This is a genomic window from Streptomyces aurantiacus, assembly GCF_001418335.1.
Taxonomy (GTDB): Bacteria; Actinomycetota; Actinomycetes; order Streptomycetales; family Streptomycetaceae; genus Streptomyces; species Streptomyces aurantiacus.
Genome location: NZ_LIPP01000381.1, coordinates 1 through 11,128, shown reverse-complemented (window position 1 = coordinate 11,128; position 11,128 = coordinate 1). Strand labels below are relative to the sequence as shown.

General features: G+C 68.9%; 11 protein-coding genes and 1 pseudogene. 4 read left to right on the top strand and 8 right to left on the bottom strand.

Annotation, left to right across the window (positions count from 1 at the left end):
• Window positions 1-79 precede the first annotated feature (79 nt).
• Both AOK01_RS35990 and AOK01_RS35985 read left to right on the top strand, forming a co-directional pair.
• Window positions 80-979 carry a helix-turn-helix transcriptional regulator gene (locus tag AOK01_RS35990; protein ID WP_055519164.1) on the top strand — a complete coding sequence of 300 codons (900 nt, stop codon included), beginning with the start codon at window positions 80-82 and terminating at the stop codon, window positions 977-979.
• A gap of 327 nt (window positions 980-1,306) precedes the next feature.
• Window positions 1,307-2,533 carry a cytochrome P450 gene (locus AOK01_RS35985; protein WP_055519162.1) on the top strand — a complete coding sequence of 409 codons (1,227 nt, stop codon included), beginning with the start codon at window positions 1,307-1,309 and terminating at the stop codon, window positions 2,531-2,533.
• Between the two features lie 112 nt (window positions 2,534-2,645).
• Here the strand turns inward: AOK01_RS35985 and AOK01_RS35980 are convergent, their stop codons facing one another.
• The 6 genes from AOK01_RS35980 to AOK01_RS35955 form a co-directional block, all read right to left on the bottom strand.
• Window positions 2,646-3,911, bottom strand: coding sequence for a cytochrome P450 (locus tag AOK01_RS35980; RefSeq protein ID WP_055519160.1), 1,266 nt, complete (start codon window positions 3,909-3,911; stop codon window positions 2,646-2,648).
• On the bottom strand, window positions 3,908-4,525 hold the full coding sequence (locus tag AOK01_RS35975) for a GTP-binding protein (RefSeq protein WP_055519158.1): 618 nt from the start codon (window positions 4,523-4,525) through the stop codon (window positions 3,908-3,910). The genes AOK01_RS35980 and AOK01_RS35975 overlap by 4 nt, the downstream gene beginning before the upstream one ends.
• The gene (locus AOK01_RS35970; RefSeq protein WP_055519156.1) at window positions 4,506-4,862 is read right to left on the bottom strand and encodes a DUF742 domain-containing protein; all 357 of its coding nucleotides are present in this window, start codon (window positions 4,860-4,862) and stop codon (window positions 4,506-4,508) included. The genes AOK01_RS35975 and AOK01_RS35970 overlap by 20 nt, the downstream gene beginning before the upstream one ends.
• Window positions 4,859-5,281 (bottom strand): roadblock/LC7 domain-containing protein, encoded by a 423-nt coding sequence (locus AOK01_RS35965; protein ID WP_055519154.1) that lies wholly within the window; start codon window positions 5,279-5,281, stop codon window positions 4,859-4,861. Before AOK01_RS35965 ends, AOK01_RS35970 begins: the two co-directional genes overlap by 4 nt.
• A gap of 121 nt (window positions 5,282-5,402) precedes the next feature.
• Complete coding sequence (locus tag AOK01_RS35960; protein ID WP_055519152.1) at window positions 5,403-7,160, bottom strand: ATP-binding protein; 1,758 nt, start codon at window positions 7,158-7,160, stop codon at window positions 5,403-5,405.
• 382 nt (window positions 7,161-7,542) lie between these two features.
• Window positions 7,543-8,097 carry a hypothetical protein gene (locus AOK01_RS35955; RefSeq protein ID WP_055519151.1) on the bottom strand — a complete coding sequence of 185 codons (555 nt, stop codon included), beginning with the start codon at window positions 8,095-8,097 and terminating at the stop codon, window positions 7,543-7,545.
• A gap of 332 nt (window positions 8,098-8,429) precedes the next feature.
• Between AOK01_RS35955 and AOK01_RS35950 the strand changes: the two genes are divergently transcribed.
• Together AOK01_RS35950 and AOK01_RS35945 are read left to right on the top strand one after the other, a co-directional pair.
• The gene (locus tag AOK01_RS35950; protein WP_055519149.1) at window positions 8,430-8,657 is read left to right on the top strand and encodes a DUF397 domain-containing protein; all 228 of its coding nucleotides are present in this window, start codon (window positions 8,430-8,432) and stop codon (window positions 8,655-8,657) included.
• Between the two features lie 100 nt (window positions 8,658-8,757).
• A pseudogene (locus tag AOK01_RS35945) lies at window positions 8,758-9,685 on the top strand (helix-turn-helix domain-containing protein).
• Here the strand turns inward: AOK01_RS35945 and AOK01_RS35940 are convergent.
• Both AOK01_RS35940 and AOK01_RS35935 read right to left on the bottom strand, forming a co-directional pair.
• Window positions 9,682-10,500: an SAM-dependent methyltransferase gene (locus AOK01_RS35940; RefSeq protein WP_055519147.1), complete on the bottom strand. Its 819-nt coding sequence runs from the start codon at window positions 10,498-10,500 to the stop codon at window positions 9,682-9,684. The pseudogene AOK01_RS35945 and the gene AOK01_RS35940 overlap by 4 nt on opposite strands.
• 185 nt (window positions 10,501-10,685) lie before the next feature.
• Window positions 10,686-11,128: helix-turn-helix domain-containing protein (locus AOK01_RS35935; protein WP_055519146.1), on the bottom strand; the 443-nt coding region annotated here is incomplete at its 5' end.

The following is an 11,128-nucleotide window of genomic DNA, read 5'->3' as shown; positions in this document are numbered from 1 at the left end:
TGACCACAGGGTAGGCAGGCCTCGTGAGGGGTACCGGCAGGGCACCCCACCCGTCACGCGGCCTGCCTACCCTGTGGTCATGGACAACCAGGACGCAGTCAGCGCATTCCTCCGCTCCCGCCGGGGCAGGATCACCCCCGAGCAGGCGGGTCTGCCGGTCTATGGCCTGCGGCGGGTGCCCGGACTGCGCAGGGGTGAGGTCGCGACACTCGCCGGGGTGAGCGTCGAGTACTACACGCGCCTGGAGCGCGGCAATCTCAGAGGTGTCTCCGACAGCGTGCTGGACGCCCTCGCCCAGGCCCTGCGGCTCGACGACAACGAGCGGGTGTACCTGTACGACCTCGCCCGCGCGGCAGGACCGGCGCCGGGGGCGCGGACCAGGCAGCGGGCGGTTCGGCCGACGGTGCGGCCGAGCGTGGCGCGCATCGTCGAGGGGATGCCGGGGATGCCCGCGTGCGTGATGAACAACCGCCTCGACGCGCTCGCCGCCAATCCACTGTGCCGGGCCCTGTACGCGGACATGTACGCCGACCCGACCTGCGGGGCGAACGTCGCCCGGTTCGCCTTCCTCACCGCCGCGGCCAGACGGTTCTACGTCGACTGGGAGCACATGGCCCGCTTCGCCGTGGGCGCGCTGCGCATCGAGGCGGGGCGGAACCCCTACGACCGGGAGCTGTCGAACCTGATCGGTGAACTGTCCACCCGCAGCGAGGACTTCCGTGTGATGTGGGGCTCCCACGACGTGCATGTGTTCCGCCAGAGCACGAAACGCCTGCATCATCCGCTCGTCGGTGTCCTGGAACTGGATCAGGAGACCATGAGCCTGCCGGACGGGAGCGGCCTGAGCGTGCTCGTCTACAGCGCGCCTTCCGGAACCGCCGCCGAGGACGGCCTGAAGCTGCTCGCCAGTTGGTCCGCCACGACCGGGGACGACCAGGACGCGGATGCCACGAGCGCCCCGTCGACCCGCCGGCCCTGACCGGCGGGCACGGTTCAGTGGCCTGACACGTGTCGTGCGCTGACACGTGTCGCGTACGGCCTGGCCGAAATCGATCGCCGGTTCGAAGAACGGCGGCGCGACACCGCGGGAACCGCCGCTGTCCCGACGGCGGAATGATCACCGGATGCCGGTGGAACGGTCGAAAGCGACCGAACTGCCGGGGTGAATGTGGCGGAACGTGAGATAAAGAGATGCGATCGACGTCGGAGGGCGAGGCGTCCAACTTCGGCCAAGAGTGGACTGTTTGAGCCACCGAAAGATCAATAACCTATTCCTCGACGGCACGCACCAACCTTGAGGAGTTCCGTGTCCACTGCCCAGCAGGTGCCCGACATCCTCTCACCCGAGTTCGCCGCGGACCCCTATTCCGCGTACACGACGATGCGCGAGAAAGAACCCCTGATCTGGCACGAGGCCACCCAGAGCTACATCATCTCCCGCTACGACGACGTCGAACGAGTCTTCAAGGACAAGAAGTCCGAGTTCACGACCGGAAACTACGACTGGCAGCTGGAGCCGGTCCACGGCAAGACGATCCTCCAGCTCAGCGGCCGGGAGCACGCGGTGCGGCGCGCACTCGTGGCCCCCGCGTTCCGCGGCAGCGACCTGCAGGAGAAGTTCCTGCCGGTCATCGAGCGCAACTCGCGCCAACTCATCGACGCCTTCCGGCACTCCGGCTCCGCCGACATAGTCAGCGACTACGCGACCCGGTTCCCGGTGAACGTCATCGCGGACATGCTCGGCCTGGACAAGGCCGACCACGCCCGCTTCCACGGCTGGTACACGGCTGTCATCGCCTTCCTGGGCAACCTCTCCGGGGACGCGGAGGTGACCGCCGCCGGCGAGCGCACCCGCCGGGAGTTCGCCGAGTACATGATCCCGATCATCCGTGACCGGCGCGACAACCTGGGCGACGACCTGCTGTCGACGCTCTGCGCCGCGGAGGTCGACGGTGTCCGGATGAGCGACGAGGACATCAAGGCGTTCTGCAGCCTGCTGCTCGCCGCCGGCGGGGAGACCACCGACAAGGCGATCGCCGGCATCCTCGCCAACCTGCTGATGAATCCCGAGCAGTTGGCGGCGGTCCGCGCGGACCGGAGCCTGATCCCGGCGGCCTTCGCGGAGACGCTGCGCTACACCCCGCCGGTCCACATGATCATGCGGCAGTCCGCCACCGAGGTCGAGGTCTCCGGCGGCACCATCCCGCAGGGAGCCACGGTGACGTGCCTCATCGGAGCCGCCAACCGGGACGAGCGGCGCTACCGCGAGCCCGACCGGTTCGACATCTTCCGGGACGACCTCACCACGACCTCGGCGTTCTCGGCCGCCGCCGACCATCTCGCCTTCGCGCTGGGCCGGCACTTCTGCGTCGGCGCGCTGCTCGCCAAGGCGGAGGTCGAGATCGGTCTGAACCAACTGCTCGACGCCATGCCCGATCTGCGCCTCGCCGACGGTTACGACCCCGTCGAGCAGGGCGTCTTCACCCGCGGCCCGCAGTCCCTGCCGGTGCGCTTCACCCCGGTGACCACCTGAGCGCGGCCCGGCGCCGGTCCACGTCGTCCGCGTGCCCGGGATGATCCTCGCGGATCCCCGACCGGCACGCGGACGACACGGAGCGGATACGTACCGGCGGAGCGGTTACGTACTAATGGACCGCCGGTGTGAACTCCACCGGCAGGGACGTCAGACCGCGCATCCAGATGGACGGGCGCCAGGTCAGCTCCGTCGGCTCGACGCTCAGCACCAGGTCGGGCAGGCGCTCCAGCAGGGTTTCCACCGCCGTGCGGGCCATCACGTCCGCGAGGAGCGGCGCCGGATAGGGGCACCGGTGCTCGCCGTTGCTGAAGGACAGGTGCGAGGAGTTCTCGGCGCCGACATGGGACTCCGGCCAGATCTGCGGGTCCGTGTTGGCCGCCGCGAGGCCGAGGACGAGGCAGTCGCCCTCACGGATGAGCCGCCCGCCCAGCTGCGTGTCGCGTACGGCCCAGCGGCCGATGAAGTTCTGGGTCGGCGTGTCCAGCCACAGCACCTCGTTCAGCGCGTCGCCGACACTGACCCGGCCGCCGGAGACGTTGACCGCGAAGCGCTCGTCGGTCAGCAGCAGGCGCAGCGTGTTGCAGATCCAGTTGGCGGTCGGCTGCTGCGCCGCGGCGATGACGGAGATCAGGTCCTGCACGATCTCCTCGTCGCTGAGGCCGGCCGGGTCCAGCAGCATCCGGGAGGTGACGTCGGGTCCTGGACGCTCCCGCTTCTCCTTCACCAGCTGCATGATGCGCTCCCCGACGCGCATGTACGCCGCCACCGGGTCGTCGCCCTCACCGGCGTCGAGCGAGATCCGCAGGTCGTCGACGAGCTGCTCGGTGTCCGTGCTGCCCTGCGGCATACCGCACATCCACAGCACCCCCCGGGCCGGCAGGGCGTGCGCGTACGAGCTCATCAGCTCGGCCTGACCGCTGCCGCCGAAGGACGCGATCAGCTGCTCGGCGATCGTTTCGCACTCGCGGGCCAGTTCGAACTGGTCGACCCCCTCCAGCGCCTGGGTGATGACACCGGCCCGGCGCTGATGCTCCTGGCCCTCGGTGAACAGCACGGACGGCTGGTGGCCGACGAACGGCATCAGGGGCCAGTCCGCCGGGATGTTCGGCCACTGGTTCCAGCGCCGGGAGTCCCGCGCGAACAGCTCGTCATGGCTGGTCACATAGCTGACCTCGGGATAACCGAGCACGAGCCAGGCCGGAATGCCGCCGTCCAGCACGACCGGCGCCACCGCCCCGTGCTCCCGGCGCATGGTGCGGTACAGCTGCGAGGGCGTCTGCTGGTACTCCAGACCGCCCAGCTGTACGGCGGAGCCGTGCGCGGGGCAGCCCGGTGGAGGTGTGTTCGTGGACGGGGAGCCGGTGGTATCGCTCACGATGTCCCCTCCTGGGACAGTGCCAATGCGTAGAGATGGTCCACGAGAGTGATCAGGACCTCTTTGCCCGACGATCTGACCCGCGCGTCGCAGTCGACCATGGGCACGTGGTCCTTCAGGGCGAGCGCCTGACGGATCTCGTCGAGCGAGAACTGCGGCTCGTCGCTGTCGAAGCGGTTGATGGCCACGACGAACGGAGTCTTGAGGTGTTCGAGCCTGTCTATCGCATACCAGGAGTCCTCCATGCGCCGGGTGTCGACGAGGACGATCGCGCCCAGGGTCCCGGAGAACAGCCGGTCCCACAGGAACCAGAAGCGTTCCTGGCCCGGTGCGCCGAACAGGTAGAGCACCATCCGCTGGTTGAGGCTGATCCGTCCGAAGTCGAACGCGACGGTCGTCGTGGTCTTCCGTTCCACACCGGCCGTCTCGTCGACGCCCTGCCCTGCCTGCGTCATCACCTCTTCGGTGTTCAGCGGCCGGATCTCGCTGACCGAGCGGACCAGCGTGGTCTTGCCGGCCCCGAAACCGCCCACGACGACGATCTTCAGGCCGGTCTCGGCGGCATCGGCCAGCGGCGTGCGCTGGGCGGGCAGCTCAGAGGTTGCGGAGCCCATGGAGCACCTCCTGGAGCAGGGCGGTTTCGGGGAGGGTCGCGACGGACTCGGCCGCGCGAGGGTGACGTGCGCTCACCTTGCCCATGGCATGGAGGTCGCCGAGGAGAATCCGTACGACGGTGATCGGCAGCTTGAGTTCGGCCGAGACCTCGACCAGTGCCGTGGGGTGCCGGCACAGTTCGAGGATCCGGGTGTGCTCGGACTGCATCCCGGCGGTGGGTTCGCACTCGCTGACGATCAGCGTGACCAGGTCGAACGCGTCGTCGGCTTCGCTGCGTCCGCCCGTGACCGTGTAGAGCCGGTCGGGGTCGCCGATGTCCACGGGTTTGCGGCTCACGCCGAGGCACCCCGGGAGACGGCGGGCGTGCGGGGCTCGGCCCGCAGGTGTTCACCGATCTGCTCGACCATCTCGGTCATCTGGTGGCCGACGACCCCCGGGTCGGCGCTCTCCTCGGCGACGACCGCGAGGTGTGCGCCCTGGCCGGCCTCCACGATGAACAGGAGACCTCCGTGGAACTCGGTCATGGAGTGCCGGACGCCGCCGGTTCCGTCGCCGAACTCCACGGACGCGCCCTGCGCGAGAGCCTGTATGCCGGAGCAGATCGCCGACAGCTGGTCGGCCTGGTCGAGGGTCAGGTGTTCCGTCCAGCACAGCTTCAGGCCGTCCCGTGACAGGACGAGTGCGTGGCGGGTGCCCGGCGTACGCTCCAAGAGGTTCATCAAGAGCCAGGTGAGGCTGTTGTCGGTGGTCTCCATGATGGGCGGGACGGGTTATGACCTGTACGTGGTCACCCGGCCCGTTCCTCCAATCCAACGGGGTGCGGCGAATCAGTGCGGGTGGGCTTGCGGTGCCCTGAGCTGTGCGAAGGGCCGGGTTCTAGTCGTCCGTCGCGGGCCCTGTCTGGTGTTCGGCGTCTTCGCCGGAAGGGGCGGGGGAGCCGCCGAGGGTCCCTCCGGCCTGTCGGCCGCGGTGGAAGGCGCCGAACCGGCTTCCGGCGTCGCGCGCCGGACCGGTTCCGCTCTGCTCCGCCTCGGACGGCGGGGTCGCCGTCTTCGGCCGTCCCCGTTCCGCCTCGGCCATGGTGTGGCCGGGGGCTCGGACCGGCAGCCCGTTGGGGGTGGCCGGAGTGCCCCTGCGGGGCATGTCGGCCAAGAACGCCTCGTCCGTGGGCGTGATCCCCAGGGACTGCTCCGGGAACGTTTCCTCGACGGTGGAAGGCGCCGTGGAAGCCGTCGTGGTGGCCGGGGCGTCCGTGCTCAGGCGCGGGCGTTCGGGAGTGACCGGCTCGCGCTGCTGGGCCATGAGCTGGGGCGGCAGCAGCACGACGACGCCGGTGCCGCCGCGCGACGAGGGGCGGTAGTTGACGCTGATGCCGTGCTTGGCGGCGAGCCGTCCCACCACGCTCAGGCCGAGCCGGGTGCCCTGGAGCGAGGCGAGGTCGGTGATCCGGCCCGACACCGACTCCTCCGCCCGGCGCATGGAGGCGTCGGACATCTTCAGGCCGCTGTCCTCGATGGTGATGACGAGACCGGCGCTGCGCTCCTCCACGTACACGTGGACCTCGTCGATCGGCGGCGAGAAGTTGGCGGCGTTGTCCATGAGTTCGGCCAGCAGGTGCATCACGCCCTCGGCCGCGAAGCCGGCGATGGCGGCCTTGCTGGAGTTGTGCAGCCGCACGCGCCGGTAGGCGGCGATACGGCCGACGGAGCCGCGCAGGATGCTCTCCATGACGATCGGCTTGTTCCAGACGCGGCTGGAGCGACCGCCCATCAGCAGCGCGAGCCGGTCGGTCATGAGGCCCAGCTGGGAGGTGCTGTGGTCCAGCCGCAGCAGGTCGCCGAAGATCTCCCCGCCGTGACGGTCCTGCATGTCACGGAGGTCGGCGAGCATGCCGACGGTCTTGGCCTGGACCCGGCTGAGGGCCTTCGCGGAGGCGGCCTGGGCGGCGGCCGAACGGCGCTCGCTGTAGGCGAGTTCGCGGATGAACGATTCAGCGGGCGAGCGCAGCAGGGGATTGGCCGGCCAGTCGAGCTTGGCGAGGACGGTGTCGGCGGAGCTGCCCTCGCGCAGCAGGGACACCGCGGCGGGCAGGGTGTCGTTGGTGAGGCGTTCGAGTTCCTTCGTTCCCTGCGCCAGTTCGCGCCGCATCATGTCGAGGTCCGACTGCGCATCGGCGGTCCGCCGTACCGCTTCGGCGACCTCGGTGGTGAAGACGTGCAGCATCCGGCGCAGATACGGGTCGGAGGGCGTGGGCAGCGCGGACAGGACCTCGTCGGTGCCGGTGCCGCCCTTCAGCTGCTTGGCTATCGCCGGCAGGGTCACGTTGACCAACTGGTCCGTCTCGGCGCCGTGCTGCATCCAGTTGTTCTTGGTCATCTCCAGTTCGCCGGTGCGCGACACCGTCCGGCGCTGGGCCTGGCGCAGCCGGGCGGAGGTGAAGGCGACGACGGCCGCGACACAGGCCCAGGCGGCGATCGCTGTGCCCGCCACCCAGGGGCGGGCGCCCTCGGGGGCGAGGCCGACGGCGGCGCCGGCCCCTGCGGCCGTGACGACCAGGACCGTGGGGAACACGGCTGAAGAGGAACCCGCCTTCTGCGCGGATCGGCGCTGGCGGGGGCGAGCAGGCACTGACATTCCGCGGTCCCTCGGTCCGTGCGAGCAGGAGTGCGTCCACGACTGAAACATCTGAAACGTCGCCGAGAACCGGGAAAGACGGTAGCCCGCCTTCCGGATCAAGCGCGTGGCTCATGCTAGTCACCGCACCTGGCAGGTGGGCGCCGACTAGGGGCGCATCACCCACACGACTTCACTTCGTCGAAAAATAGCTAGCGCAACGCCACTGTGTGGTAGTTGAACTGAGTCGGTGGCAACCGGTTCCAGACATCCGGCAGTCGGCGTCTTTGTGTGCTTTGTCGCCTCTCATCGGATTCGAGACTCTGTGCCATCCGGCCGGGAGGGTGCATTTTCAGCCAACTAGCCTCTCGTGATGGCCGATGATCCACCAGTCCCGGCCGGTTCAGCAGGTCTGCCTGCCGAGCGTGCGCGCGAGTTCCGTCGTGGCGTGCGCGATCTCGGTGTCGTCCTCCGACACCAGCACGTCGAGCGCGTCCTGTTGGGCATGGACGGCCTCCCTCGCCGCGCGCTCCCACGCGGCGGGGTTCTCACGGTGGTTGAGCAGCTTCGGATAGGCGCCGGCGATGCTCTCCCACTGCCGGGTGTCGGCGATGTTCTTGAGCAGGCGCAGGATCTGCGCCCGGCAGGTCACCTGGGGCAGTTGCGCGAGCTCCCAGAGGAAGGGGACCGTGGCGGCGGTCGCCTGCTCCACGACGAAGCCGTACTGGCAGATACGTTCGCGCAGGTCCTTGAGCGCGGCCGTCGCGGTCTCCGCGTCACCCCGGGCGACGTCGCCGAGGAGCAGGGGGATGGCGGTGGCGGAGCCGGTGGAGTCCCGCATCTCGCTCCAGGAGACGCGGTCCATCGCCGTGAGCGGAGTTGTCGTCACCGTCCCCGTCGAGGTCTTCTGTTGCCCTCGCTGCCCAGTCCTCGGCTGCTCCGGCGGAACGCTCTGCATGACGTGATGCCTTTCCGGCGTGTCGTAACGGTTGGACGGCGAGGCCGACGTCGCGTACCGCCCGGGGGTGGCGTCCGGCCCGGTGAATCCGTCCCGGCGACCTGGCGGCGGCGCGCTCGTACGCGGCGACGGAGGCTCCGAACGTGCAGGTGGCAACGCGTCACCTCCCTGATGCGACGTCAGGAACCAATGTCCCGGCGGGGGTTGTCGGCGCTGCGGTTATTATCCACACTGAACACGGCCGCGTGCAATTGCACGGGAAATTGCGTGAAGTTTGGCCGAAGAGGGCCGGGTCGGTGCGCGGCAGGAACGGGAACCGTGAAGGAGACGCAGTGCCACAGGTGGAGAACGGGATACAGGCCAGCTTGCTGGACGTCAGCTGGACCAAGAGCGGGTACAGCAACGCCGAGGGGAACTGCGTCGAGGTCGCCCGGATCGACGGAGGCGTGGCCGTGCGCAACTCCCGTCATCCCGAGGGACCCGCACTCGTCTACACGTCCGCCGAGCTGGCGGCGTTCCTGGCGGGGGCCAAGGACGGGGAGTTCGACCACCTGCTGTGAGCGTCCGGCCCAACTCACCGCCCGCTGACGGGGGATGCGGGGTCGCGGTGTCCGGTGCGATACTGTTGCCGTCCTTGTGCCGGATCGCGGGGAGTCGAAGATGGTCGCCGAGTCGCCTCGCGTCGCACGGCTCGAATCCTATCTGGAGCGTTCCGAGCCGGCTCCCACTTTGCTGAAGATGCTGGTCGGCGTCCAACTCGCGGGATTCCGTGAGGACGCCAGCTTCGCTCAGGACCAGGCGGCACGCTTGCTGGGGTTCAGCGGCGCCAAGCTCTCGCGCATCGAGTCGGGCAAGGGACGCAAGCCTCCGACCGAGACCGATGTGCGCGCACTGCTGCGGTTGTACGGCACGGAGTCGTACGAGAGTTCGGTGCTGCTCAAGCTCCTGCATCGGGCCAACGAGCCCGGCTGGTGGCAGCGTTACGACAAGCGCCTCATGCCCGAATGGTTCGAGCGGCTGGTGGGCCTCCAGGAGGCGGCCGCCGCCATCCGGACCTTCGAGATCCAGTACGTTCCCGGTCTGCTGCAGACGGCGGCCTACACCCGAGCCGTCGTGGAGCGAGGCCTGCCGAACTCCCTGGCTGCCGAAGTGGACCGCCGCGTCGAACTAACTGCGCACGCGCCGGACCCAGTTGCTGGACCGGGCGGACGCCCCGCAGCTGTGGGCCGTCATCGACGAGTCCGTCCTTTGGCGCGTACTGGGCAGCCGACAGGCCATGCGCGAGCAGCTCACCCACCTCATCGACATGGCTCAACGCCCCCACGTGGTCCTGCAGATCGTCCCCCTGGACGTGACGAACGCGTCGGCGCCGGCCATCCCGATCACCTATCTGCGTTTCGGGGGTCTCGACCTGCCCGACATCGTCTACCTGGAACACATCAGGAGCGCCCATTTCCTGGAGGACCGGGACGAGACCGAGGAGTACCGGCTCACGCTCGACCGGCTGGCCGACGAGGCGCTGAAGCCGCGTGACTCCGTCGACATGCTGCGGAGCACGATGGAACAGCGCTACCCGGCCGAGCCCTAGGGAAGCCGGCCGAGGCCGCCGAACTCGATCCACTCCTGGGAGAGTTGCCGGGTCTGCACCTCGTTGTCGGCCCGCCATGTGGAGACCTCCACAAGCCCCGGGCTGAGGATCTCCATTCCGTCGAACAGCGCGGCGACGTCCTTCTCCTGCCGTACGCGTCCCCAGTGGCCCTGCGTCGCCTGGTCCATGAAGTCGGTGACGAACTCCCGGACTTTCGCGTCCTCGCTGACCAGCTGGCAGATCACCATGAAGCTGCCGGGCGCGAGCCGTTCGGCCACGCGCCGCACCACGGCCTGCGGGCCATCGGTGTCGCTGTCGGGGATGCAGTGGAAGACCGAGTTGAACAGAGCGGCGACCGGCTGTGAGGAGTCGATCAGGCGCCGGGTGTCGGGGTGGGAGAAGATCTCTTCGGTGTTCCGCATGTCCGCGTGGATGACCGCGGTGCGGTCGTTCTGGTCCAGCAGCGCCCTGCCGTGCACGAGCACCATGGGGTCGTTGTCCACGTAGACCACGCGCGTGTCGGGGTCGATGGCCTGGGCGACCTGGTGCACGTTGTCCTGCGTGGGGAGACCGGATCCGTGGTCGAGGAACTGGCGGATTCCGTAGTCCGTCGCCAGCGTCCTGACGACCCGCTGCAGGAATCGCCTGTTGTTGAGGGCGAGCCGGCGGGTGCTGGGTACGACCTTGTCGAGCTCTTCGCAGGCCGAGCGGTCCGCCGCGTAGTTGTCCTTGCCGCCCAGATAGTGGTCGTACATGCGAGCGGCCGTCGGCACGGTGGCGTCGATCTTCTTGGACAGCGGCCTGTCGGTGTTCATGGTTCCCCCAGCTCGATCGGCGCCAACTGCAGGCTTAACAGGAACTACATCTTAGGGAGTTGGCGTTTGCGGCTGCCAGCCCGTCGGGAAAGCCGCTCCTCGAAATGATGGGGCCCGACGAGACGGGCGAGACCGACGCGATCGGCGAGACCGGCGCGACCGATGCGGTGAGAGGCGCCCGGGAGTCAGGGCCCCTCGGCCGCCGCTCCGGGACCGTGGGACCGGGCGTACCGGTTGGGCGTCTGGCCGTACTGTTTCTTGAAGGCCCGGATGAAGTGGCTGCTGTCCGCGAACTGAAAGTGCGCGGCGAGCTCTGACACGCTCAGACGGGGGACAGGCGTGGTGAGCGCGAGGCGGGCCTGCTCCAGCCGTTTCTGGCGGATGTACGCGGTGATGGAGTCGTCGATCGAGGCGAACGCCCGATTCAGCGTGCGCACCGACACATTGAGCTCGCGTGCCAGCATCGTGGGGGAGAGGTCGCCATCGGCCAGATGACGGTCCACCAGGTTCTTGGCCGCCTGGGCCAGCGAAGCGGCCAGCAGCGGCTCGGTCTCGTCGATCTTCTGCGCGAGCACGCCCACCACGAGTTCGACCAGAGTGTCGCGGGCGGTCTGCAGACCGGCCGGGG

What these genes read in the sequence shown, in the direction of transcription:
- AOK01_RS35990 (WP_055519164.1), top strand. Translation starts at nt 80, where the DNA reads ATGGACAACCAGGACGCAGTCAGCGCATTCCTCCGCTCCCGCCGGGGC.
- AOK01_RS35975 (WP_055519158.1), bottom strand. Translation starts at nt 4,525, where the DNA reads ATGGGCTCCGCAACCTCTGAGCTGCCCGCCCAGCGCACGCCGCTGGCC.
- AOK01_RS35965 (WP_055519154.1), bottom strand. Translation starts at nt 5,281, where the DNA reads ATGGAGACCACCGACAACAGCCTCACCTGGCTCTTGATGAACCTCTTG.
- AOK01_RS35960 (WP_055519152.1), bottom strand. Translation starts at nt 7,160, where the DNA reads ATGTCAGTGCCTGCTCGCCCCCGCCAGCGCCGATCCGCGCAGAAGGCG.
- AOK01_RS35955 (WP_055519151.1), bottom strand. Translation starts at nt 8,097, where the DNA reads ATGCAGAGCGTTCCGCCGGAGCAGCCGAGGACTGGGCAGCGAGGGCAA.
- AOK01_RS35940 (WP_055519147.1), bottom strand. Translation starts at nt 10,500, where the DNA reads ATGAACACCGACAGGCCGCTGTCCAAGAAGATCGACGCCACCGTGCCG.